Annotated in this window: 30 protein-coding genes; 6 read left to right on the top strand and 24 right to left on the bottom strand. The window is 60.7% G+C overall.

Annotation, left to right across the window (positions count from 1 at the left end; all coding sequences use genetic code 11):
• Position 1: 1 nt before the first annotated feature.
• From FN828_RS08725 to FN828_RS08675, 11 genes are all read right to left on the bottom strand, one after another.
• A complete protein-coding gene (locus FN828_RS08725; protein ID WP_142493013.1) occupies positions 2-808 on the bottom strand; it encodes a hypothetical protein in 807 nt (268 codons plus the stop codon).
• A complete protein-coding gene (locus tag FN828_RS08720) occupies positions 805-1,200 on the bottom strand; it encodes a hypothetical protein (RefSeq protein ID WP_142493012.1) in 396 nt (131 codons plus the stop codon). Before FN828_RS08720 ends, FN828_RS08725 begins: the two co-directional genes overlap by 4 nt.
• Before the next feature lie 363 nt (positions 1,201-1,563).
• A complete protein-coding gene (locus tag FN828_RS08715; protein ID WP_235891438.1) occupies positions 1,564-2,595 on the bottom strand; it encodes a major capsid protein in 1,032 nt (343 codons plus the stop codon).
• Positions 2,596-2,709: 114 nt separating this feature from the next.
• Complete coding sequence (locus tag FN828_RS08710) at positions 2,710-3,081, bottom strand: head decoration protein (RefSeq protein WP_142493011.1); 372 nt, start codon at positions 3,079-3,081, stop codon at positions 2,710-2,712.
• Between the two features lie 16 nt (positions 3,082-3,097).
• Positions 3,098-4,435 carry a S49 family peptidase gene (locus tag FN828_RS08705; protein WP_185958976.1) on the bottom strand — a complete coding sequence of 446 codons (1,338 nt, stop codon included), beginning with the start codon at positions 4,433-4,435 and terminating at the stop codon, positions 3,098-3,100.
• On the bottom strand, positions 4,432-4,692 hold the full coding sequence (locus FN828_RS08700; RefSeq protein ID WP_142493009.1) for a hypothetical protein: 261 nt from the start codon (positions 4,690-4,692) through the stop codon (positions 4,432-4,434). Before FN828_RS08700 ends, FN828_RS08705 begins: the two co-directional genes overlap by 4 nt.
• Positions 4,689-6,311, bottom strand: a complete 1,623-nt coding sequence (locus FN828_RS08695; RefSeq protein WP_142493008.1) for a phage portal protein — start codon at positions 6,309-6,311, stop codon at positions 4,689-4,691. The genes FN828_RS08700 and FN828_RS08695 overlap by 4 nt, the downstream gene beginning before the upstream one ends.
• Positions 6,312-6,316: 5 nt before the next feature.
• The gene (locus tag FN828_RS08690; protein WP_142493007.1) at positions 6,317-8,380 is read right to left on the bottom strand and encodes a terminase gpA endonuclease subunit; all 2,064 of its coding nucleotides are present in this window, start codon (positions 8,378-8,380) and stop codon (positions 6,317-6,319) included.
• On the bottom strand, positions 8,286-8,783 hold the full coding sequence (locus FN828_RS08685; protein WP_142493006.1) for a hypothetical protein: 498 nt from the start codon (positions 8,781-8,783) through the stop codon (positions 8,286-8,288). The genes FN828_RS08690 and FN828_RS08685 overlap by 95 nt, the downstream gene beginning before the upstream one ends.
• Before the next feature lie 47 nt (positions 8,784-8,830).
• On the bottom strand, positions 8,831-9,919 hold the full coding sequence (locus FN828_RS08680; RefSeq protein WP_142493005.1) for an MraY family glycosyltransferase: 1,089 nt from the start codon (positions 9,917-9,919) through the stop codon (positions 8,831-8,833).
• Positions 9,920-10,080: 161 nt separating this feature from the next.
• Positions 10,081-10,380, bottom strand: coding sequence for a DUF7220 family protein (locus tag FN828_RS08675; RefSeq protein WP_328592206.1), 300 nt, complete (start codon positions 10,378-10,380; stop codon positions 10,081-10,083).
• Positions 10,381-10,395: 15 nt separating this feature from the next.
• Between FN828_RS08675 and FN828_RS08670 the strand changes: the two genes are divergently transcribed.
• From FN828_RS08670 to FN828_RS08650, 5 genes are all read left to right on the top strand, one after another.
• Positions 10,396-10,578, top strand: coding sequence for a hypothetical protein (locus tag FN828_RS08670; RefSeq protein ID WP_142493004.1), 183 nt, complete (start codon positions 10,396-10,398; stop codon positions 10,576-10,578).
• 11 nt (positions 10,579-10,589) lie between these two features.
• Complete coding sequence (locus FN828_RS08665) at positions 10,590-10,874, top strand: hypothetical protein (RefSeq protein WP_142493003.1); 285 nt, start codon at positions 10,590-10,592, stop codon at positions 10,872-10,874.
• Between the two features lie 102 nt (positions 10,875-10,976).
• On the top strand, positions 10,977-11,324 hold the full coding sequence (locus FN828_RS08660) for a hypothetical protein (protein WP_142493002.1): 348 nt from the start codon (positions 10,977-10,979) through the stop codon (positions 11,322-11,324).
• Positions 11,325-11,339: 15 nt separating this feature from the next.
• Positions 11,340-11,741, top strand: a complete 402-nt coding sequence (locus tag FN828_RS08655) for a hypothetical protein (RefSeq protein WP_142493001.1) — start codon at positions 11,340-11,342, stop codon at positions 11,739-11,741.
• A gap of 96 nt (positions 11,742-11,837) precedes the next feature.
• Positions 11,838-12,107: a DUF3489 domain-containing protein gene (locus FN828_RS08650; protein ID WP_142493000.1), complete on the top strand. Its 270-nt coding sequence runs from the start codon at positions 11,838-11,840 to the stop codon at positions 12,105-12,107.
• A gap of 33 nt (positions 12,108-12,140) precedes the next feature.
• On the opposite strand, the gene FN828_RS08645 is transcribed toward FN828_RS08650, so the two are convergent.
• The 6 genes from FN828_RS08645 to FN828_RS08620 all read right to left on the bottom strand — a co-directional run bounded on the left by FN828_RS08645 (position 12,141) and on the right by FN828_RS08620 (position 15,841).
• Positions 12,141-12,407: a Txe/YoeB family addiction module toxin gene (locus FN828_RS08645; RefSeq protein WP_058122380.1), complete on the bottom strand. Its 267-nt coding sequence runs from the start codon at positions 12,405-12,407 to the stop codon at positions 12,141-12,143.
• Positions 12,404-12,655, bottom strand: coding sequence for a type II toxin-antitoxin system Phd/YefM family antitoxin (locus FN828_RS08640; protein WP_142492999.1), 252 nt, complete (start codon positions 12,653-12,655; stop codon positions 12,404-12,406). The genes FN828_RS08645 and FN828_RS08640 overlap by 4 nt, the downstream gene beginning before the upstream one ends.
• An 86-nt stretch (positions 12,656-12,741) precedes the next feature.
• Positions 12,742-14,073: a site-specific DNA-methyltransferase gene (locus FN828_RS08635; protein WP_221930540.1), complete on the bottom strand. Its 1,332-nt coding sequence runs from the start codon at positions 14,071-14,073 to the stop codon at positions 12,742-12,744.
• A 449-nt stretch (positions 14,074-14,522) separates the two neighbouring features.
• Positions 14,523-15,056, bottom strand: coding sequence for a hypothetical protein (locus FN828_RS08630; RefSeq protein ID WP_142492998.1), 534 nt, complete (start codon positions 15,054-15,056; stop codon positions 14,523-14,525).
• Between the two features lie 180 nt (positions 15,057-15,236).
• Complete coding sequence (locus FN828_RS08625; protein ID WP_142492997.1) at positions 15,237-15,620, bottom strand: type II toxin-antitoxin system death-on-curing family toxin; 384 nt, start codon at positions 15,618-15,620, stop codon at positions 15,237-15,239.
• The gene (locus FN828_RS08620) at positions 15,617-15,841 is read right to left on the bottom strand and encodes an AbrB/MazE/SpoVT family DNA-binding domain-containing protein (RefSeq protein WP_142492996.1); all 225 of its coding nucleotides are present in this window, start codon (positions 15,839-15,841) and stop codon (positions 15,617-15,619) included. Before FN828_RS08620 ends, FN828_RS08625 begins: the two co-directional genes overlap by 4 nt.
• 157 nt (positions 15,842-15,998) lie before the next feature.
• Here FN828_RS08620 and FN828_RS08615 point away from each other — a divergent pair, with 157 nt between their 5' ends.
• The gene (locus FN828_RS08615) at positions 15,999-16,184 is read left to right on the top strand and encodes a hypothetical protein (protein ID WP_142492995.1); all 186 of its coding nucleotides are present in this window, start codon (positions 15,999-16,001) and stop codon (positions 16,182-16,184) included.
• 40 nt (positions 16,185-16,224) lie between these two features.
• Here FN828_RS08615 and FN828_RS08610 read toward each other — a convergent pair whose 3' ends face one another.
• From FN828_RS08610 to FN828_RS08580, 7 genes are all read right to left on the bottom strand, one after another.
• Positions 16,225-16,461 carry an AbrB/MazE/SpoVT family DNA-binding domain-containing protein gene (locus tag FN828_RS08610; RefSeq protein WP_235891437.1) on the bottom strand — a complete coding sequence of 79 codons (237 nt, stop codon included), beginning with the start codon at positions 16,459-16,461 and terminating at the stop codon, positions 16,225-16,227.
• Positions 16,462-16,497: 36 nt separating this feature from the next.
• On the bottom strand, positions 16,498-16,788 hold the full coding sequence (locus FN828_RS08605; protein WP_221930539.1) for a CcdB family protein: 291 nt from the start codon (positions 16,786-16,788) through the stop codon (positions 16,498-16,500).
• Complete coding sequence (locus FN828_RS08600; protein WP_142492994.1) at positions 16,776-17,030, bottom strand: type II toxin-antitoxin system CcdA family antitoxin; 255 nt, start codon at positions 17,028-17,030, stop codon at positions 16,776-16,778. Before FN828_RS08600 ends, FN828_RS08605 begins: the two co-directional genes overlap by 13 nt.
• A gap of 135 nt (positions 17,031-17,165) precedes the next feature.
• The gene (locus FN828_RS08595) at positions 17,166-17,591 is read right to left on the bottom strand and encodes a DUF6362 family protein (protein ID WP_221930538.1); all 426 of its coding nucleotides are present in this window, start codon (positions 17,589-17,591) and stop codon (positions 17,166-17,168) included.
• Positions 17,581-17,790: a hypothetical protein gene (locus tag FN828_RS08590; protein ID WP_456243323.1), complete on the bottom strand. Its 210-nt coding sequence runs from the start codon at positions 17,788-17,790 to the stop codon at positions 17,581-17,583. Before FN828_RS08590 ends, FN828_RS08595 begins: the two co-directional genes overlap by 11 nt.
• Entirely contained in the window at positions 17,790-18,311 is a 522-nt protein-coding gene (locus FN828_RS08585; protein WP_142492993.1) for a crossover junction endodeoxyribonuclease RuvC, read from the bottom strand. The genes FN828_RS08590 and FN828_RS08585 overlap by 1 nt, the downstream gene beginning before the upstream one ends.
• Before the next feature lie 433 nt (positions 18,312-18,744).
• A complete protein-coding gene (locus FN828_RS08580) occupies positions 18,745-21,309 on the bottom strand; it encodes a VapE domain-containing protein (protein ID WP_142492992.1) in 2,565 nt (854 codons plus the stop codon).
• Positions 21,310-21,313 lie beyond the last annotated feature (4 nt).

Here is a 21,313-nt window from a genome sequence, read left to right as displayed (position 1 = left end):
GTCAGCTGTCCCCTGCCGTTATGGTCAAATCAAATCCATCGCCATCGCCATCGCCATCGATGGTAACCTGCTCCAGCGGTTTTGGGTCGTCCCCAAAATCAAGCACCGGCCCGATGCCAATTTGATCAGCAACCTCGAGCGGGATGCCCAATTCTGCAGCAGCGCGGCGCCAGTCGGCAAGCAGAGCGCCCTCGATCTCGGTGCGGATCAGGCTAGCGATAGTGGCCAAATCAGGGTCAGCCTCCATCTGCATAAGGACGTTGCCCCATGCGGTGTTTGACCCGAGCGCCTCACCGGTGACGGGCGTATCCACCAGATCGCAGGTCAGAACCATCTGACGGGCCGCAAAGCGCACGCCGTTTTCCGCAGACGCCCCGCGACGGGACAGCCGTCGCGTCACACGGGGGACGAGTTTCATCCAGGTGGCTGACCACGCGCCGTCATCCTGCGTCAGAGCCGCAATGATCTGGTGCTCCATGATATCCAGCGTCAGTTCCATGCCCTCATCTGTGTGGGGAATGGCGATTGTGATCTGCCCACCCTGTCCATCAGGAGCCGGCACCTCAACCCGCGAGGCGATGGCGACCTCGAAGACAAGATCGCATGCGTGGTCGCCCGAACCCAGATCGCGGCCAGTGATGTCGAGCGCATGCTCATCCGTGGTGACTACAATCAGCGGCTGGCGGGTTTCGGCGATGGTCTGGTCGATTGGATCGACCGCGCTGTCAAAGACACGATCGGCAGCCAAGGTTTTGTTCCGCACGGCACGAGAAGCCGCCAAACGCATAGCCAAACGCGTCAGGCTCATGGAACGGCATCCTCCCGGACCAGGATGAGGGTGATATCCCCCATATCCGTGTGCTGAACGGCGCTGATCGCATAGACCGGCGCACCTGCTCGGTTGCTCAACGAGAGCTTGTCACCCTTGGTCGGGAGGGCTGCCAGGGCATCGACCTGCGCCTTTGGCAACCAGAACTCCGCGGACATCGACACAACCCGGGACGTGCCGGAAAACTCAGCCCCTCGCCCTGCGCCTTTGAGCCGATCTTCCGCTGGCCCGGCTGAGAACACGCCCTCAACCAGTGCCCCCAGTCTCTCGGGGTCCACCACGCGCTCAGCGTATTGCGCAGAAACACGCGGGAGGATGACCGCAGGTTCCGCAAACACGGCCATCACCGCCGCCGATGCAATCTGATCCATGGGATGCATCCCTTCACAATGTGCCCGTGAAAAGGCGAGTCGACCCGCGCCGCCAAATTCCAGCTGAACACAAGGGACAATCGGCCCACAGAATCTGTGGCCCCCCCTGTGGAGCAGAAACCCTTGTTTCTCGTAACCGACCGGAGGCACTACAGAAAAATCGGCTTGCCTGATTTTTGAGCATTCCATAACGCATTGAAATCATGCCATTCTTTTGTGACGCCTCACATGTAAGCCAAAAGAGGCAGCAAACGCCCCTTCACCAGAGTCAACAGTGAATAACTTCAATAACGCCATGTCCTTACGGCATAACTGTGGGGGGGTATGTGTACTGGCGCATGTCTACCCTCTGCATTTCCACGCTTATGTCCGCTTGCCGGGGATCAGGACCCGTGGGCGGGTGCAGTAGTGCAGCGCGTTCATCTGGAACTCGAGGTTCACCCCCTTGCCGTTCTGCATCTCCCACTGCTTGCCGTAAAGGCGTTGGCCCGGTGTGTTCACCGTCTCGATGTAATCGGCTGGCGCATAGACCGTGCGGAAGAGGCCGGGAACGCCCGAGGGCACGAGGTGGCACTTATCAGTGTCGATGCCCACGCTCTGACCTCCGCGGTAGTTCATCCAGGTGATGCCGCCAAACTCGAAGGCGCCGTAGATGCCGGAATTGCCTGAGTTGATATAGGCGTTGCGCAGCGAGGCAGCGTCTGCGTAGCCCTTGTAGGTCTCGCGAACCTCCTTGTGGGCGATCAGGTCATCAAAGAACGCGTCCCCACAAAGCGCCATGATGCCTGTATAGGGCAGCCCATCGAGAATGCCGGCCATCTGACGGATGACACCTGCGCATTTCTTGCGCAGGGCCCCCTCTGTGGCACTGGCATTGTCGAGATCAAAATCGACCACCGCCTGCTGGCTTTCGCCGAATTCAGTGAAGTAATCGAAGAGCACGGAGCCATCGGCATCAAGCAGCTGGCCCGTCTTGAGGATGTTCAGCCGGTGGTATTCCTCCGTGAGCGCGAAGAACTGGCTGGCTTCGGCCGCGCGATCCGCGATCTTCTGCTGCAGTCGCTCGACGGCCACCTCCTGACCGAAGGCACGGACCTGCTGCACCTCGTCAGCATAGATGGCATCATCCACCTGGAAATGCGGCACCTTCAGCATGCGTACGGCGCGCTTTGATTTGTCGAAGGTCTGACCCGGGCCACCGCGCGGGCTCGCCGAGACCAGCATGCGGTTTTGCTCTTTGTCCTTCTCGATCGCAATATCAAGCGTATCGATGCTGGTGGTCTGAAAGAGCCCCATCTGGCCGATGCGGGACGGGGTGTATTTGATCTCACGAAGCGCGTCCGTGAGGCGCATGACGCTGAAGGCGTCCTGGCTGAAGATATTGAGGATCGACATGAGGGGTCCTTTTTTGCGTCGGCGCGCCAGTAACTGGCCACGCGGGATCGCCCCGCCGCCTGAGGGCGCGAGGGTCCAGATTTGGAGGTTGGGTTGGGGGCTGGATGGTGCGGATTACCGCACGATAATGCCGACCGCCGCGAGATCGGCTTGGGCCGCGGACTTTTCGGCGGCCTGATCGCGGTCGGGATGGTAGGTCAAGATCTTGCCGTTGACCTCGGCATCCCGAGTGATGCCGGCAATGGCAACATCACTTGTGCTGGCATCGCAGCCATAGAGTGCGATGGCGACCGCTGTCTGGCTGCCATCGTTGGCACCGACGGCACTGGCCAGGTATTTACCGCTGGCGGTGATTTTGCCCAGCACGGTGCCCGGAGCGATAATGCCCGCACCGCTAGCGATGGTAATGTTTTCCCGAGACCGCTGGCCATTGGCCTCGGTCATCAGGAATTCGCCGGGATGCCGGCCTTCAATGAGAACGGTCATGGACGGTCTCTCCTATTCAGCTGAAGCGCGCATTGGCCTGGGTGATGGCTTTCGCCCACCCCGCCGCATTGCGTTCAGATCGATTGCGATGATCTGCCGGCGTTTCGGCCCCGAGTTCGACCTCTTGCGCGGCTCGGTCAGCTATAGAGGCTGACGTATTGGCTTTCGGCGAAGCGGCGAGCACCTTAGCCGCGTCGGCTGCCGTCATCTCGGTCTCAAGCGCCAGCACCAAGGCTTGCGCCTCGCGGCCTTCCGTTTCGGGCGCGGTCAGAATGGATTTTATCCGCGCCGAGGCCTCTGCCTTACCGGCGGTGACGCCAGCGGCATGGGCCTCCGTGCGCGCCGCATCAACAGCTGCCTGCAGATCAGTGGAGCTGATGGCAGAGACGTCAGTCGCAGGCGCCTCGGCTTGGGTCGTTTTGGTCATGGGTCCTCCCTTTCTCTGGGGGCTTGCCCCGGAGGGCGGTTGCGAGAGCGCTGCGATCACCTCCTCGAGGCTCGCCATGCGGTCAGCGAAGCCTTGTGCGATGGCATCGGCGCCGAGATAGGTCCGGGCTTCCGTGGCACGGATAGCCTCTGCGCTCATGCGCCCTCCGCGCCCTACGGCCACGAGACCAACGAACTGGTCGTAGATTTTCATCACCTCGGCCTGCAGGTCGGCACGGACAGCGTCTGACAGCGGCCCAAACGGGTGGCCATCGACCTTATGCGCCCCGGCATGGATCAGCGTTGGCTTCACGCCACGATCCTCGAGCTCGCCCGAGCGATCGAGATGGGTCAGCACCACACCGATCGAGCCGACCATCGAGGTAGGTGAGACGATGATTTCGCTTGCAGCACTGGCAATGCCATAGGCAGCCGAGGCCGCCACATCATTGACGAAGGCCACGACCGGCTTGGTCTTATTCACGGCTGCAACCAGCTTGGCCGTGGCAAACATGCCCGTGGCCTCGCCGCCCGGGCTGTCGATATCCAAGAGCACCGCTTGCACATCCGGGTCGGCTTCCGCCTCACACAGCTGCGCGGCAATGCCCTCATAGGACACAAGACCCGAACTGGCCCCGATCCAGGCACCGCGATTCACCAGACTGCCGACGATCGGCAGGATGGCGACGCCGTTTTCCACGCGCATCGACCCGATACTGCCATTGTCGCGGCGGTAGCTGCCCACGAAGCGGTTCGCCTGTGGGTCCAGCGCCGACAATGGCTCGATCCCGATCCGGCCCTGCAGCACATGCAGGATGAGATCGGCCTTGTCTGGGTGCAGAAGCAGCGGCCGGTTAAGAACGCGTCCTGCGATCTGTGCGAGAGACGGACCTGCCGCGGCTCGTTTTATATCGGGCGGTTCCGTCACCTCACCCCTCCTGTACCAAGTGCAAAGCGCCGCGGACCGCGGCCCTGCAGTTGGGCGCATTGTTCCTCAAAGCCGCGAATGACAGCCAAAAGCCGGTCGGGATGCGCCCGGTGATAGGTCACCGACCGTTCCACCCCGTTTGATCCCGCCCGGAACCGCACCTCCATGGCGCCTTCGCCCGCCACCAGACGCACATAGACTTGGCGAAGGTAGGCCGCGGCGGCACAAGGATCCGCTTCATCGATGCTGATCGTCATGCCTCAACCTCATCGCCCGTGTTGTCCTGTTCATCTATGACCTCCGTCGGGCCACCGCCCTGCGCCCCCATCATCTGTGGCTCAGGCAGCCCGTATTCGGCCCGCAGTGCCTGTTCCTGCGCCAGTTGCTGATACACATCGTCCACATCCGCCCCGAGATCGGTGCAGATCATCGCATCCGACATCACGCCGAGCCGCTTCCAGACCTCATGGGCTTTGGCTTTTTTCAGGTCATCGGCCTGAGGCCGTGGATCGCCGCGCCAATCCGCGCGGCACGCCGCCGTGCGATTGGCCAGGAACCCGGCAATGCCGCCAGGAAACGGCAGGCTGCCTGCCTCGATCTCTTCCTCGAGCCAGGCCTCGTAGATCGGTTGGCAAAACGGTGCCATGATGTTGCACCGCCGCGCCTTGGTGATGGCGAAGATCTCTGTCGTCGCCGCCTGCAGCGAAGAATAGGTCGCCCCCACATTGTCGCCGGTGGCGCTTTCATAGGTCAGCCCGAGGCATCTCGCGAGTTCGCGCAGCAGATGCATCGAGAAGGCGGCATAGTCCGAAGACGGGTGGTTCGAGGTGTGGAACGTCAGCTCCTGGCCGGGAAAGAGATGCGCGAGCCGCCCGTTGATCCCCACATCCAACGTGCTGCCGTCATAGTAACCCGCGACCATTTCGATATAGGCCTCCATCGGCGAGATACCTTGCGCCAGCATCTGCGCCTGCTCCTGGGGCGTCAGCAGGCCCTGCAACACCTGTTCCGTTGGCTCGTCCGAGGTGATAGTCACTGCAAACAGCGTCTGCACGATCGCCGCCATCAGCGTGGCATCCGCCAGCTGGTCGAACTGACGCGCCACCTGTAGCGCGGGCACCAGCGGAGAGATGCCCCGATGTGTCCCCGGTGCGCCCTCGAAGATGTGGATCACCCGCGGTCGTCCCGCGGCATCGCGGGCGCGGACGTCATATTCCACATCGTGTTTAAAAAGGTCCTTGCGGATCGCCCGGTAGCCCACCGGCATGCCATCGGCGTCCGTGTAGACCCCGTTGATCAGCCGCCGCATGCTTTCGGTCTTCCGCGACAGTCGCTGTGGAGGCAGCAGACGAACCTTCGTGCCATAACGGTTCCACGGGCGCTTGCGCCAGGGCAACTCGGCCAAGATTTCGCCGGTCACAAGCCAAGACCGAAAGGCCGCCGCCTGCATCTGCCCAAAGGTTCGCAAACCTTGGATATCGCATTCCTGCGCATTACGCGCCCAAAGCTCGAAGCGGCGCTCTACCGTTTTGGCCCAGTCCGAGGCCTCAACCGGCGTCATCCCAAAGGTCTCGTTCTCCGGCAGCGCTTTCAGTTGCAGCCCTGTACCCACGGTATTGGCCATACATTGCTCCAGCGCACCAGCCAGCCAGCCGCTGTTGTGCAGCAGATCGTTGACCCTGGCGGCTGCGTCATCCCAGGCCTCGCCGATATCATCTTGGGCTTCCCGCAGGGCCGGTTTCCAACCGGCGAAAGTCACGCCCCGTCCGCCGCGCATGTATTTGCCGGAGGGTCTGGGGAGGCTCATCCCCTCCGGTCCCACCGCCGGAGGCAGTGCCTCGGCCAGCAGATCTTTCAACTTTGCGATCACGGACATGTGCGTTATCCATTCAGCCTGCTGCCATGGCGGGCGAACCGCCCGCGCAGAGCGCCGCTGCCGCCGCGACCTAGGGAGGAGCGCGATGCTGGCGGCGGCGCCTTTGATGTCTCAGGCTCAGGTGCTGTCACCTGGGTTGGGTCATGCCCGTCGGGCACGGCCGCCTCGATCGAAGTCTTGCGTTCGATCCCTTCCGGGATCCGCTGGACGTTTAGCGTGTAGCCAATGGCCGCGCAGAGCGCCTCGCAGTCAAGAAAGTGGTTGTTGCGCGACCGTTTCACCCAGACGGGCTTGCCCTCGACCACCACCCGCGCCTCCGAGGTCAGCTGCTTGCAGTAGTCCTCCGACACAGCCTCATGGACATGAAACGCCCCCGGCTGATCGGCCGGTGTGCGAATGCGCGACATCACCAGCGATTTGAAGAAATCGGTCGAGAGCGTCACGAGATCGATCGAATAGAGCGCCTTTTTGCCATCGGGCTTCACCTCGATTTTTGACACGCGGTATGGCGGGCTCTGGACGTCCTTGCCCTTGGTCGGGGCGCAGAGCCAGCTGTAGCGGCGGCAGAACTCATAGACCTTGTGCTCGTTGCCAAGCTCCGGCTTGTCCGGCCGAAAGCCTGAATCCACGAAGACCTTCTCGATCTGCATGCCGCCCACCGGCGTCAGCATCAGATCCGCCAGCGCCGACCAGACATCGTCATCCTCCGTGGGGCCGTAAAGCTGCCCGTTATCAATCAGCCAGGATGTGCCTCGCGCGCCAAAGGCCCGGATCACATAAACCAGGCTGAACTTCTGGACGTCGACGCCCATCACGAGGCGCAAGCCCCCGGCGGGAACGTCACCCGGCCGATACGGCTGGCGGCGTTCCATGATCTCCTGCCAGTCCGGCACATCGCCCGAGGCTGTCATGGCGTAGCATTCGCCGAAGCCCGCATTCATCGCGGTCTGAATGCGGTCATGATCGCCCGATTGCAGCGCCGTCAGATAGGTTTCCGCGCGCTGCCCCCAAGTCACAAAGGGCGAGCACAGCCCCGATGTCCACATCGACAGGGTCGAGCTTTCGGCGGGCGCGCCCGTGACATGGGGGGCGCCATCCTTCAGCGTGACCGTTTGCCCCGGCGCCACCATCGTGCCGCGCGCGTTCATCCAAACCTTGTCGGCCTCGCTGTGCTGGCCGCCGCAGCGAGGGCATTCGAGCGTAGCCGCTTGTTTTGCCTGCGCAGGCGTCGCGCGGTCCGGCCAACGCAGCTGCTTGAAGCGCGGAATGAAGAATTCCGAGCAATGTTTGCAGGGCCAAGCCCAATGATGCCGCGTGCCCTCCTGCCAGAGTTTCCAGATCGGGCTTTCGAGATCGTCGGGCGCCGAGCGCGCCCAGAACTCAAGGCCACTCGTGTCATCCGGTTCGATTTCCACGAGGCCTCGCGCCGGTGTGCTGGTGATCGCCGTCACAAAATCGGCATAGGTCTCGCCCCGGGCCTCGACGAGGCCCAGAACATCGCCTTGGCCTTTCACATTGGCCATCATCTCATCGTATTCGTCGATCAGCGCCAACGCAGCTGGGTCGGATTTCAGGGCAGTCGAGGAGCCCGCATGCGCCAATCGTAGTCGGACGCCAGCCACATGTTTCAGCGTCTTTTTCATCCGGCGGCCGCGGACCACCTTGTTTGCGAGGGTTTCCGCCTCGTCCAACAGTGCCATTAGCCGCGGCTCGAATTGGTCGGTCAGAAACTCCTTCGTCGGGCCCACATAGAGGATTGGCGCCGGGCGCTGGTCGAGCCGCGCGCCGATGATATCCAGCATGCTGTCGGTTTTGCCCGACTGTGCCGAGGTCACCGCCACAACCCGGCGGTAGCCACCGCGATGCACGGCTGCGGACCATGGGATCATATAGGGCGTCAGCCCCGGATCACGGGGGCCGGGAATGCCGGCGGTTTCCGGGTATATTCTGTGCGCAGCCGCCCAAGGGGCCGGGTCACGTTTCTCGCTCGGCCTCCAGATCGCCGCTGCCAGCGACCAGAGCTGCGCCTGCTTTGTCGGCTGCCCCTGCAATACGTTCAAGCGCGCCATCGATCACCTCTTCGAGTGCGCGCCGCGCCTCCATATCGCGCGTGTAGCGCGCCGCGAGACCGGCAAGCTCTGCCCGCACCAGCGCCGCCATCTCGCCCACCACGGCCTTTGCATCCTCCAACGGGATCAGTTCCCGGCTGCGTTCCTGGATCCTGAGTTCAATCTCGCGCGTGCGCGCTTCCGTGGCCCGGCTGGCCACCGCGGCCTTGTTGTTCTTCGACAGCTGGTCCTCGTAATAGGCCAACGCCCCGCGAATGACGCCAACCAGCGTGTATTCCCCGCGCTGCGCCCGATCCATGTAGCCGGATTTGACCAGCCCCTGGACCCAGCGGTCCGAGCGCCCGAGCAGAGCCGCGGCCTGGGATACCGTGATGGTTTGGCCGCGCGTACGAGGTTCAGACATCAAGCTGCCTCCTGTTGAATACGGGAGGACAGTTGATCTTCCCGTTATTATCGGCGGAACCGGCGGATCAGACCGGGCGCTGCCGCATAACTCGCAAAGAACAGCACCCCGAAGATCACGACAGCCAAAAACGCGTTCTGATTTTGGTTCCACAGCAACACCCCCGCGATTGGCGGAGCGACAACGAAGGGCAACAAGACCAGTGTCGTGAGCGGGTTTGCAATCTGACGGCGGTTTCGGCCGAGTATGCATATTTCCAGTGCGCGCATCACCATTTGATGCACATGCAACCGATCCGGGGCCGAAACGTCCTTGTTTCTGCGAGACCTCCGATAGATTGCCAGCAGCGTATCAGCCACGGGCCAATAGATCGTTAACAAAATGGCCCAGGGCGAGACATCAGGCGAATTGAGCAGAACGGAAATCCCAAACCAACTCAGCACAAAACCTATGGTGTATGCCCCGGCATCGCCGAGGAAGATCAGACCAAAGGGATAGTTCACGAGAAAGAACCCGAATATCCCTGCGGCAACCATCATCGCCAGGTGGACCATCGTGGCGTATCCTGCCAGCTCCGCGATTTGGCTCAGTGCCATGGCTGCAGCAATAGCCGTCATAGACGCGAGGCCATTCACCCCGTCGATCAGGTTGAAGCCGTTTGCGATCCCTGCCGTCACCAGAAGGGTCAGCGGAACGCCGACCACCCAGTGCGCTACCAGCAGGTCTAGCCCGGGGATGCCGGCGCGTGGAAGCCAAACGCCCAAGAGCCAGATCGCCAGCAAACTCGCGCCCATGGCAGCCAGCATGCGCCTACGTGGCGACATGTGAAACCCAAGGTCCTCGGCCAGCCCCACGACAAAGAGGAGCGACGTGGCAAGAACGAAATTGGCATAGGGCCCAGAGATTGAAACAGGTGCAAAGATCACGCTCAGACCCAGTGCACCAAAGATCGCAACGCCCCCAACACGTGGGGTGAGCCGCGTGTGCATGGACTGAACCGCCCGCAAGTCCGCCGTACGCCCGCTGAGCCGCGGGAACCGAGAGCGCAACAAGACAACCGCAGCACAAATCACAAACGCAAGCGCGGCCAAAACAAACTCGTGCCATTCGAAATGCAACATGGCGTTGTGAACCAAGGGCGGCCCCAATCAAAGATTTGAGATGAGTCTCAGGATGATATGGAGCCAAATAGGCCAATCGGCCCAATATCGCCAACACCGCAAAGCAACGAGGTGCTTCTACCCCCCCCGTTACATTTTTGCAACATGACAAGGCGCGATCTGCCGTTGGCGCCTTGTCATAGCCTACAGCGGTTGAACAGCCGACGCAGAGCATAACCACGGATCAATGATACGGCTGTAAAGACCAGCCCAAGACCGAGGTTCTCGACCACGCCGACGCGCAGGCCAAGGGTCGGAAACACGGCGAATTGCGTGGCAACCGCCAGGACATAGCCCACCACCGAGTTGGTCACGGCCTCGATCAGCGAGCCGCGTTTTGATTGCGCCATGATCCCCTCTAAAGCTATGTAATTGCTACGATTATAGTGGATATACTCAGCCGTCAGAGCGAAGATTCCTTCACGCAAACGACGCATCCAAGGACCTCGCCCATGACCATCGCCGAACGCTACAACGCCGCCGCCGCCAAACTCCTGCCGCATATGGCCGCCGACTTGGCAGTCGATCCTGCCATCTCGGATGCCAACCACATCGACGAGATTGTCTTTCGCCGCAGCGAATACCTGGGCGGCATGGCCGTCGCCATCCTTGCCATGATCGACCAGCAGAACTGAGGGGCCCTAACATGAGCACCCGCGCACAGATCGCGATCCAGATCGGACCCGAGGAATGGGCTCACGTGTACATTCATTACGACGGATACCCGGCCCACATGTTGCCCGCGCTGAGCGCGTGGACGCCCGAGGACATCCTCGCCGCGCGGGAAATCCGACAGGTTCGGGCAGACACGCTGGACTGTTTCGATCCGCCCCGTGCACCACGCATCCTGCCACGACCGACCTGCGAGCTCTCACATCTCTATATATGGCAGGATGGTGGCTGGGTCGATGCAACTGCTCCGGCCGAATGACCGATTAGCAATAATAGAACACTGATTTTGCCACACTTTCTGGCGTAGTGGAGCGACTCTGACCTCACAAAACGAGACACAAATCAGCCCACGGAGCCCAAAATGACCAACCCCGCCGCCGCCCTGATCGCCGACTTTCGCACCCGCGCAGATGAGATTGACCGCCTGCTGGCCCCAACTGGCTGCGCCACGATCGCCTCGCACAACTGGATCGTCATCGACGATTTCGGGCCGCTGACCTTCACCTTGACGTCCGAGGGCAAGAAACACCGAGCGATCTGCACCGGCCATGGCAGCGCACACAAGGTCAACCGCTTCACCCGCGAGGACGCTGAACGGCTCGCCACCGCCTGCAATGCCCGCACCGCCTTCTGGGCCGATGCTGCACGCGAAGAAGCCACAATACTTCGGCAGCACATCGCCACGCTGGCAGCGGCGACAGCGGCCTGAACCGAGGACAAAACAATGACCAACGCCACCGTCATTCCCAGCCGCAACACCGATTACGGGTTCTTCGGAACCCTGACCACCTGCCCGGAGCGCGACAGGCGGACGAGCGAGGTCTGGATCCTCGCAAGCCTCCTGATCGCCCAAGCCGTCAACGCCACCTCCGAGGAAGAGATGATCGGCATTCGCGACTTTCTCGATAGCCGCTCGGGGAGGCATTTCGCGGACGAGGTGGTTGGCGCGCTCCAGTGCGGTGCGCCGGATTGCCAAGCCGCCATCGCTGCCGCGATTGCCAAATGGCAGGACTGGCGCATCAGCCGCGCGACAGAGCGCAGCGACGGAATTCCCGCCGGGCTGCCTTACCTCGCGGGCTGGGTTCAGCATTTCGCGGTCACCGCCAGCATGGAAGAACAGCACTGAACCAGCGCAGGCACCGATCAACCAGCCCGCCTGCGTGGCGGGCTTTCGGCAGTAGAAGGCGTCGCATGCTGCCACGCCGAACTGCCGGAGAAGATCATGGCCAAGGCCGCAAAGACCACGAACCCCGAGACGCTTGCGAAGGAAGACGCCCCGACCCCCAAAGGCCCGCGTGTCACCAAACAGCAGATCATGATCGACATGCTGTCGCGGCCCGAAGGCGCCACCATCGAGGAATTAGCCGAAGCGACCCAGTGGTTGGGTCACACCGTGCGAGGCGCCATGTCCGGCGCACTGAAGAAAAAGCTGGGGCTGACCATCACCTCCGAGAAGGAAGACCCGCGCGGGCGGGTCTATCGGTTAACGTGAGCACCAGCCCACTGCCTTTCCGCAATCCACCGCTCAATAATGAAAGCGCAGCTGTGCGATTTCCAAGCTTTGGTGATCGCCCGAGCCACTGACGCGGTAGACCATCCGATCTTCATGCGAAATCCTACGAGACCACCAACCAGAGAGGTCACCCCGCAACGGTTCAGGCTTACCTACGCCCTTGAAGGGCGTGCGTTGGCATTGTTTGATCAGTTCATTGATCCGATCACGAACCTTGGGATTATTGTCAGCCCAATACAGATAATCTTCCCAAGCTTCGTCAGAAAAAACCAGTTTCACTCCAGCAACTCACGCGCTTGCCCACCCTCACCATCAAGCTGGGTGATGGCGGAACGCAAGCGGGATGCATTGCGCGGATTTGACAACAAATGAAGCGTTTCGTTGATCGCGCTCCAGGCTTCCAGAGACACGACAACAACCGCCTCGCCCTTCTTCCGCGTGACGATGACTTCTTCTTTGTCGTTGATCGCGCGATCCATCACAGACTTCAGCTGTGCACGCGCATCCGAATAGGTCATGACGTTCATAGTGGCTCTCCCGAAAACGCTTCATATATGTACGACATATTGTACGAATTCAAGTGGCCAGTTTTCAGCTGGGCGTGGTGGACTCCTCAGTCGACGATTTTAACGTCAACCGGCACTGGCTCGCCGGAGTGCAGATCGTCAAAACTCCGCCCGCTGCTTTCCAGCACTGCGGTCTCGCCCGTGAACTCCTGCCAGCGGCGCACGATCACATCCACATATTTCGGGTCGAGCTCGATCAGGGACGCATGGCGCCCGGCCTTTTCGGCAGCGATCAGCGTCGTGCCGCTGCCGCCGAACGGGTCAAACACCAAATCGCCCTTGCGGCTGGAGTTCCGGATCGCGCGTTCGACCAGGGACACCGGTTTCATCGTCGGATGCAGATCGTTCTTGTGGGGTCGCTCGATGTTCCAGACATCGCCCTGGTCCCGATCGCCACACCAGTGGCGCTTAACACCCTCGGGCCAGCCATAGAGGATCGGCTCGTATTGCCGCTGGTAATCAGCGCGGCCCAGGGTGAACCGGTCCTTCGCCCAAATGATGAAGGTCGACCAATGGCCGCCTGCGGATTTGAACGCCGATTGCAGCGTCTGCAATTCGCTGGATGACATGCAGATGTAGACCGCGCCGTCGGTATGCGCGTTGATCAGCACGCAGGCGTCGTACAGGAACTGACCAAAGGCATCGCCCAATGCGTCGTTCTTGATCCGCCGCCCCTTGCCAGCCTTCTCCGCGCCGACGCCGCCGGCATAATCTACGTTGTAGGGTGGATCGCAAAAGCACAGATCAGCCTTCACATCGCCGAGGACCTTGGCCACATCCGTCGCCACCGTGCTGTCGCCGCAGAGCAACCGGTGCTTGCCCATAACCCAGACATCGCCGGGCCGCGTCACCGGGGCATCGGGCACTTCCGGCACATCGTCGGGATCGGTCAGTCCGCCCGTCGTGTCTATCAGCGCGTCGGGTAGGATTTCCGCTAGGTCCTCGGCGCTGAAGCCAATCAGCGACATGTCCTCGATCCCGAAATCCTCGCGCAGCTCCCCGATCTCGATGCGCAGCATCTCCGGGTCCCACTCGGCGATTTCCGCCAGGCGATTGTCAGCCAGCGTGTAGAGCCGCCGATCTTCCTCGGACCAGCCGCGCGCGACCATCACTGGCACCTCAGCCAGTCCCAACTGGGCGGCGGCCATCAGCCGACCATGGCCCGCGATGATCGTGCCATCCTCGGCCACCAGCATCGGGATGGTGAAGCCGAAGCGCTCCATCGAGGCCGCGATCTGATCGATCTGCTCGGGCGGATGCTGGCGCGCGTTTTTGGCGTAGGGGACCAAGTCGGCCACCTGCCACATCTCGACCTGCGCCGCGGGCCAAGCCTGCGGGGTAATTTTGGATTGTGCGGTCATCGGGATCCTGTCGGACATGGGTCACCGCCCCGCTGAAACGAAACGAACCGCAGGGGGTCATTTCGTTTCGCGGCAAGCGAAACGCCCATGTTTTATTGGGGTTTGGCGAAGTTTCGACTGTCAAAACCTGCGCGAAACGAAGTGGATTTCAGGGGGTGCATTTCGCTAATTCGGGACCTAAAGCCCTGATTTCATTGAGGCGGACCCTCTTTGAAACGAAGCGAAATGGATTTTTGAAACGAGAAAAAACGCTCAAATATCGCGAGGCGGCGGCCCCGCATCGAACTTTCTCTAGGAAGGGACCCAAGGGGTCCCCTGCCTGTCTCTGCCGTGGCCTGTCAGCACGCTGATTTGGCCCGTGCATGTGTTTTATCGCGGCCAAGACTCGCGGTCCAACAAATAAATGTCCCGCTGTTTTCTTTTCTTGTTGCCATTGGAAAGACTCACCTTTTTGTCCCGCTCGGCCGTCACACGTTCAAAAGCTGCTCAATTTGGCGCGTCGCCTCGGCCAGCACACCGGGTTGCGCGGCCTCGAACGCGTCACGTGTTGCGTCCTGCACCATCTCCTTTGGGATGGCTGGCCCAAACATTTTCCGTATCGGAAGGCGGGCACTCCCCTCGCGGACGAAGGCGTTGTTGGCAAGCGAGCCCACGAGGAAGGCACTGTCGAACTGCTGCCAGCGCCCCCAGGGCTTGGCGCGCACGCCATAGGCAAACTGCCGTGGGTTGAAATGCGACAGGCCCAGATAGTCGCCGCGGGCCTCGATCGTGTAGGTCAGGTTTGAGAACGTCGATCGGATCGAGCGTGTCTCGCGGTTGATGAGCGCAGCTTTCGCGCCCGTTTGTTGGCGAAGGGCACGGCGCACCTGGGTGCGGACCTTGTTACCCTCGCTGTTCAGCGCGCGATTAAAGGCCCGTGTCGCTGCCTGTTCACCCAGTCGGGCGACAGCGGCTTCGAAGTGGATGCGGGTCTGATCGAGGTCGCGGATGATGACATTCACAGCCCCTGCCTCCCACGCGCACGACACCGAGTATATCCGTTATTTAGCCTCTCGCTCGATGGATGTCTCGCCTTCCGATGTCCCGCTGAAAAATGTCCCGCTGGACCGAAAGGGGTTGACAGGTATGCTGGGGTTCAATCGGCGACAGGGATTATCAACTTCGAAAACCCACCAGCCCCATCAGGACGAGTTTCGAAGCCAGTCTGCAACTTCGCTCTCCAAAAGGTCACCCGCAGCTAACGCGACAATCATGCGGTATTTCTCTTCAGAAGATGCACTGAACTCAGCCCCATTGACCTTCAAAAAAAGTCGCATCGCGATCAATGCTGTCCGCTTATTTCCGTCTGCGAAAGGGTGATTGCGCGCGAGACCGAACCCATAAGCAGCGGCCAACGCATATAAGTCTGGCTCAGGCTGGCCATACGCAAATAGATTGCGCGGCTTATCGAGCGCAGACAAAAACGCGCCTTCGTCACGCATACCATCAAGACCACCGTGTTCCGCAAGTTGTCGCCGATGCGCAGCGATCAAGACATCTGCCCGTAGCCAAATTGGTTCATTCATTTGGCAAGCTTTTTCAGGACATCACGGTCTTCACGCATGATCTCTTCAGCAAGCTCCATCTGTTGCGCAAACTCGGGGTCGTAAGGGCTCAGCTCAATCCCATTGGGGGTTTCCGTGACGTAGAGCATGTCGCCTTTGCCAGAACGGAGCTTCGCCAACAACTCTTTTGACAGCACGACACCGATGGAATTGCCAATAGTAGTCAGTTTCAGAGGCTGCATGGTAGGCTCCCATCAAAATTATAACAGATGTTATAACGCACTGCGCCAAGCAGTGTCAACATCGCCGCCCATGATGTGCGACCCCAAGCCGGCAAGAAGACCTACAAATCAAGGGCAGTATGTGCGACTGTTCACCAGCCATGTGACAGGAACCGAGATGAACGATAAGCCCCTTACGACCAGCCAAGCGCGACGCTCCCACGATCAGCGCCACCACAATCAGGATGCGGCATCAGAGCAGCCAGAGGCAACAGTTGTCCAGGCAAAGACTTTGAAAGAACTCCTGAGCTCAGCTCCGCTGGAGGGGATCGCCCTCGATCGTCAGAATGAAGCCAAGAGTTGAAGCGCGGCGCCCGCCCAGCAAAGCTGCCAAACCAACCATCTCACGCAAGCGCCTGTAGCATGTTATAGTTTTCATCCATGACAAGATACGCTGCTGCGAGAGCGACATCCAATTCGGGGTTCTGCGGCATGATCTTCCAGCATCCGTCATCACCACCCACCACGTAGACTGCGCCCCCTTCGCACGCGACTAGCGCCTCACGCATTTCCGCTGACAGCGTAACCACGGCTGAGCTGCCTACTTTGAGGATGCAGGTTTTGAGCATGACTGGATCCATGTTGTGTCAAGCAAGTTCACTGTGACGCAACATAGGCTAGACGCCCGCCATGAGCACATCAATCGCCCGGGTGACCTGATCCCCTTGGTCGGCAACGTTTCCCGTCTTACGCAAACTCGCGCGGCGCACAGCCGCAATTAGTCGCGTTGCCAGAACGAACCTACGGCCGGAGTAAACGATCTCGGGATTGAGTAGCCGAACAGCCGGATAATCAGACAAAAGAGGAATCACGACGACAGAAGGGTCTGGCGGCAACAAGTCACTTTCGACCACAACCATGGGAACACCGTTGTACTCCGCAACATCGTAACGAGTTAGCTGGTCCAAGATGAGCCTCCAGGCGCAGCAATTATTTCTGCGAGCGGATGCCCATTCTGCTCGTGCCAGCTCGCTTGCGCTGCGAATGAATCGGCATTCTCTTCGAGCCAACGCTGCTGCCGAGCTTCTGCGATTGCCTTTACAAGGGCTGCCTCGGCAACAGCTGATACGTTGATTTCCAGCTCCTTCGCGCTGTCCAGCGCAGCTGCATCAAGCGTGAGGGACGTCTTTCTTTTGGCAACAGCTGTCATAGTGGCGCACTCCGATATCATACCGCAAATATATACCGCGTAAAGGTATGCCGCAAGCTCTGCAACAAGCAGCCACTGTCGCTTCGACGTTTGGGCCATTCGAGGCGCTGCGCCAGGCCAGCACTGCGCCCAGCGTCACACCGTCTGCTCAATGACGTACTCCATCGACCGCTTCCGCGGCACGGCTTTGCCATTGAGCTTCCAGACGATCACGGCCAGCCCATACTCGTGACGTCTGTTAGCAGCCGATCGGCTGATGCCATGGTGCCAGCTGACTTTCTTCCAGGCGTCGCGGTTGGCGCGCGCCCAGAGGATCTGGCCGATGTCCTTGTCCACCCACCGCAACCACAGCATCGCCTCATCGGCCTGCGTGATCATCCGCGGTGATGGCAGAGGCTTTTTCATCCGCGGTTCTTGCTCGACTTGGTCGGCGAAGGTGGAAACGTATTCCGGCCAAGCGCTGACATAACCCTGTGGTCGAACACGCGGCATGGACCGCATGACGTCTGCCGCGAGGTCCAGCCGGTCAGCCACCATTGCCCGTGTCCATTCATCGGCCATGGCGCTCCTCCCTCACGGCTGGGAGCTTGCCATAAAGCTTCTCACCCAGCTGGCGAACCAGTTCCCGTTCCGGCCAAGTCAGTCGATGATCGTCGAGTGAGACCGCGAGCATGTGCTGCTCATGCCAACCATCGCGTTTGACTTGTTCAGGGTCACGGCGATTGCCGCCGTAACCCTTGGGAGTGAAGCGCATGCCCATCAGGCCAACCCTCCCTGCGTCTCGATCGCCCAGAGCAGAATCGCGATAGCATCCGCCTCGTTGTCATCTGTGGGGCTGAAGCCGTGCTTGCGGGCGGCATCGATCATGGCCTGCTTGTTCGCATTACCCAGGCCCGTCAAAAATTTCTTGATCGTGCCAACTGGTATGCCTTGGTAGGGCACACCACGCAATTCGCCCCAGCTGGTCAAAACCGCCAGCAGACCTCCATAAACATGGGCTGCGTCAGTGCCTACGTGCCGACGGACCTCTTCGAAGTAGATCGCCTCGATTGGACCGGACAGGCGATCGATCTCGGTTAGCCAGTTGGTGAAGCGCAGGTAACGCATGCCGCCGCCATCGTAACGGCTTGGCTTGAAGCTGACTGTGCCGCTGGTGATGAGGCCATCGAAGCCGTGGATGGCCCAGCCGGTTGTCGTGCCCAGATCAAGAGCAAGGATGGTATTTGCGCCGCCAAAAGTCTCAGGCAGCGTCGGGGGCGAGATCAGTTCATTTGTGTTCATTGTGAAGGCTCACGTATTCGAGTGTGCCTTCGGCTTTGGTCAGCGCGAAAATACCCCGCCAGACTCTGGGGAACAAGAAAAATCGCGGTGGTCAGGTCTGCACTGCCTGTCACCAACCTGTCACCAACCTCTCAGGGGGTTGGTGACACGAATATCTCAACAAAAACAACGCTGTCACCAACGTCATCAACGTCACCAACCAAATACTTTGTATGTATATGAAGATGGGTTGGGGAGGGGAAAATACACGCATATATGGATAAGAGTAGAAGATCGCCGTTAGGTTGGTGACGTTGGTGACAGCATTGTTTCTAAACCATTTTTTCCGTCACCATCCTTCGGCGGGGTTGGTGACATGCGCAGGTTGGTGACAAAATAAAGGGGCGCCCGGCCTGGACGCCCCCCACAATGGTGGTGTGTTTTGTTGACGGCGCTATTCGTTCGGCCTGCGATATCGCCATTCGCGTTCGCCACCTTCGCGACGCTGATAGCGCTCCCAGCCTTTCTTCTTGAGATACCCAGAGACCCGCATCTGATCCGTCCGCGACCATCGCGCCGGTTCAGCTCCTATGGCCTCTTCCAATATCTCACCTACGGACACATCTCGCAGCGGCTCGTGGCGCAGAACGCTCTCACGACGGGGCGGATCGAAGGATGAATAGCTATCCCCCACAACGCGAAGCTCGTGCGTCAGCCAGTGCTCGATCAGCCCATCCCAAGCGTCTGACTGATACCGCTTGTCCTGCTCTTCGCGCGCAGCTTGCAGGATTGCCTTGTCCTCGATCCACCAGATGGCTCCATCCTTGAACCGAGCCACGGCCTCGGCCCAGAGCTGGTCACGGTCCCGCGCAAGGGCATCGATGTCGATGTCGCCGCAGCGGATTGGCCAAAAGCGGCGGTTACCGGTTTCATCGCGTAGATAAGTGTCCGGGTTCACCGTGCCGGCAAAGACGCATTGGCGTTTGATCTCGACCGTGTGGCGACCATAGGGTGGCCGGAACCGGTCCGTGGTGCGGGTCAGGAACGCCTTGATCCGCGAGACCTCCGCCCGGCCGATAGCGTCGAGCTCAGCAATTTCGACGATCCAGACTCCCTGCATATGGATTGCGGCGTCCTTCGAACCGAGATCGGGCAACTCGTCCGTAAACCAGTCCTCGCCTGCCAGTATTTTGAGGGCGGTCGATTTGCGCGCGCCCTGCTCGCCCTCGAGGATTAGCATGTGGTCGGCCTTCACACCCGGCCGATAGACACGCGCAATGGCAGATATCAGCCACAGGCTGCCCATGGCATGGGTCAATTCCGTGGGCGCTGCGCCCAGATAACGGCTGGGCCAGGTCTCGAGACGACGCGTGCCGTCCCATTGCAGGTGGTCGAGATAGGCGCGTACCGGGTGAATGCGGTAGTCGCGGGCGACTGCGCCGACCGAGCGGCCAACAACGAGGGGCGCAACATTCACTTCCCGATGCTGCAACCATTCGGCCAGCCGGATGTCGTCGCTGTCCTCCCACGGCCGCGGATAGTCCGTGTTCTGCTCATCCCAAGGCACTGGCTGCAACACGACCACCTCCTGTCGGAATTCGTCGAAGGCGATGGTGCCGGCAAAAGCCGGATCAGAGCTCAGCGCTATGATGACATTGGCCTCGTTGCGCTCGGGCGTTCCCGAAAGATCAAGGCGCAGCCGGTTCGCCCAAGCCGGGCGGGCAGCGGGCTTCATAAGGTCGCCTGTACTGTTTAAGCGTCGGCGTAGGACGCCAAGCTGTTTATCTAGGATCGACATTGCAATCCCGGTGCGCGCCTTGATCAGCGACAGCACATGGCGTTCTTCCATGGGCTCGAGCCGCGCCTTGACGATGCGCCCCATAAGGGTGCCCAACTCGGCGAGATCGGGCGGATTGGTGAGCCCCTCGGTTGCGGTGGCCAGCGCGTCGGCGGCAGGCTCCAGATCTGTGGCAGGCTTCGTCACGCCGCTGTCATCGCGCAAGAGCTTGCCCTCGGGGGTCGTTATTTGACTGCCGTAATCCGTCTTTACGGCCCCCCGCAGAAGATCGTCGTTGAAATCATCGCCATGGAGCGGAGCCATCACCTCATTTGGGATATCCGCCATGTTCAACCGGTCTGACAATGTTGCGGCCGCCTGACGTCCGACCTCGCCCGCATCGGCAAAGATCGTGACGCGGCGTGTGCCCTCAGGCCATTTGAACCTTGCCATGCCATCGGCCGATAAGGCCGCCCACACAGGTTTTCCAAAGATCGCGGCAGCCGCGAGCGCCGTCTCGATCCCCTCGGCCACACCCAGATGACCATCTTCAGGCAGCGGAAAGAGCCGCACCGCCGCTTCTGCGATCGTGCCCAACATCTTCTTGCCCGCAGGGGCCTTTCCGCTGCCATCGTCCAGCAGGAAGGTGCGATGGATGCCGCCGACTGGATCACCATTTGCCAAGCGCGGGATCGCGACCATGCCGGGCCAGCCACGGCGACTGTCGTAATCCGTGAGGTCAGGGTGAAACAGAAGATCCGGCGAGCCCGGATCTCTCAGCCCCCGCGACTGCAGATACGTCTCAGTAAGGCTTCCTGCCAAGGGCTCGCACCCGTCCAGAATGCGGCGAATTTCAAGGCTGTGATCAGGGCGCGCTGGCGCAGCCGGTCGTACTGGCAAGTCACGTTCTATACGCGCCAGACGGGCCGCCTCATCAAAGAGGCGACCTTCGCTCATGCCCGTGGCGTGATAGATCATGTCGATCGGCCCTGCGCGTTCGCCGGTCGCAAAATCGAAGCCCCAGCCTGCATAGGGCCCATCGAGATGGATGACACACGAGCCCTCACCGCGAGAACGCCGCCCGGAGAGGTCGGCGCACCGCATCGCGCGTTTGTCATGGGTCAGCTGTGCCTCCGGGAAGAGCGGGGGCAGCCAATCGCGGGCCGTGGCCGCGAGCCGCGCCTTGATGGCTGTCAGGTTATGTCGGGCAGCCGGGACGAAGACATCGTTGAGGTCGATCATGGGC

The sequence above is a fragment of the Thalassovita litoralis genome (assembly GCF_900182725.1).
GTDB classification, from domain to species: Bacteria; Pseudomonadota; Alphaproteobacteria; order Rhodobacterales; family Rhodobacteraceae; genus Thalassobius; species Thalassobius litoralis.
The sequence above is the reverse complement of the archived record's forward strand: the minus strand, read 5'-3'. Positions and strand labels throughout refer to the sequence as shown.

Coding starts and splice junctions, on each gene's coding strand:
- FN828_RS08640 (WP_142492999.1), bottom strand. CDS start 12,655: ATGAACGTCATGACCTATTCGGATGCGCGTGCACAGCTGAAGTCTGTG.
- FN828_RS08580 (WP_142492992.1), bottom strand. CDS start 21,309: ATGATCGACCTCAACGATGTCTTCGTCCCGGCTGCCCGACATAACCTG.
- FN828_RS08635 (WP_221930540.1), bottom strand. CDS start 14,073: ATGTCCGACAGGATCCCGATGACCGCACAATCCAAAATTACCCCGCAG.
- FN828_RS08700 (WP_142493009.1), bottom strand. CDS start 4,692: ATGACGATCAGCATCGATGAAGCGGATCCTTGTGCCGCCGCGGCCTAC.
- FN828_RS08620 (WP_142492996.1), bottom strand. CDS start 15,841: ATGCAGCCTCTGAAACTGACTACTATTGGCAATTCCATCGGTGTCGTG.
- FN828_RS08655 (WP_142493001.1), top strand. CDS start 11,340: ATGACCAACGCCACCGTCATTCCCAGCCGCAACACCGATTACGGGTTC.
- FN828_RS08650 (WP_142493000.1), top strand. CDS start 11,838: ATGGCCAAGGCCGCAAAGACCACGAACCCCGAGACGCTTGCGAAGGAA.
- FN828_RS08585 (WP_142492993.1), bottom strand. CDS start 18,311: ATGAACACAAATGAACTGATCTCGCCCCCGACGCTGCCTGAGACTTTT.
- FN828_RS08715 (WP_235891438.1), bottom strand. CDS start 2,595: ATGTCGATCCTCAATATCTTCAGCCAGGACGCCTTCAGCGTCATGCGC.
- FN828_RS08665 (WP_142493003.1), top strand. CDS start 10,590: ATGAGCACCCGCGCACAGATCGCGATCCAGATCGGACCCGAGGAATGG.
- FN828_RS08660 (WP_142493002.1), top strand. CDS start 10,977: ATGACCAACCCCGCCGCCGCCCTGATCGCCGACTTTCGCACCCGCGCA.
- FN828_RS08600 (WP_142492994.1), bottom strand. CDS start 17,030: ATGACAGCTGTTGCCAAAAGAAAGACGTCCCTCACGCTTGATGCAGCT.
- FN828_RS08615 (WP_142492995.1), top strand. CDS start 15,999: ATGAACGATAAGCCCCTTACGACCAGCCAAGCGCGACGCTCCCACGAT.
- FN828_RS08710 (WP_142493011.1), bottom strand. CDS start 3,081: ATGACCGTTCTCATTGAAGGCCGGCATCCCGGCGAATTCCTGATGACC.
- FN828_RS08670 (WP_142493004.1), top strand. CDS start 10,396: ATGACCATCGCCGAACGCTACAACGCCGCCGCCGCCAAACTCCTGCCG.
- FN828_RS08675 (WP_328592206.1), bottom strand. CDS start 10,380: ATGCGTCGTTTGCGTGAAGGAATCTTCGCTCTGACGGCTGAGTATATC.
- FN828_RS08725 (WP_142493013.1), bottom strand. CDS start 808: ATGAGCCTGACGCGTTTGGCTATGCGTTTGGCGGCTTCTCGTGCCGTG.
- FN828_RS08690 (WP_142493007.1), bottom strand. CDS start 8,380: ATGGCGCGCTTGAACGTATTGCAGGGGCAGCCGACAAAGCAGGCGCAG.
- FN828_RS08625 (WP_142492997.1), bottom strand. CDS start 15,620: ATGAATGAACCAATTTGGCTACGGGCAGATGTCTTGATCGCTGCGCAT.
- FN828_RS08720 (WP_142493012.1), bottom strand. CDS start 1,200: ATGGATCAGATTGCATCGGCGGCGGTGATGGCCGTGTTTGCGGAACCT.
- FN828_RS08685 (WP_142493006.1), bottom strand. CDS start 8,783: ATGTCTGAACCTCGTACGCGCGGCCAAACCATCACGGTATCCCAGGCC.
- FN828_RS08595 (WP_221930538.1), bottom strand. CDS start 17,591: ATGGCCGATGAATGGACACGGGCAATGGTGGCTGACCGGCTGGACCTC.
- FN828_RS08695 (WP_142493008.1), bottom strand. CDS start 6,311: ATGTCCGTGATCGCAAAGTTGAAAGATCTGCTGGCCGAGGCACTGCCT.
- FN828_RS08590 (WP_456243323.1), bottom strand. CDS start 17,790: ATGGGCATGCGCTTCACTCCCAAGGGTTACGGCGGCAATCGCCGTGAC.
- FN828_RS08610 (WP_235891437.1), bottom strand. CDS start 16,461: ATGGATCCAGTCATGCTCAAAACCTGCATCCTCAAAGTAGGCAGCTCA.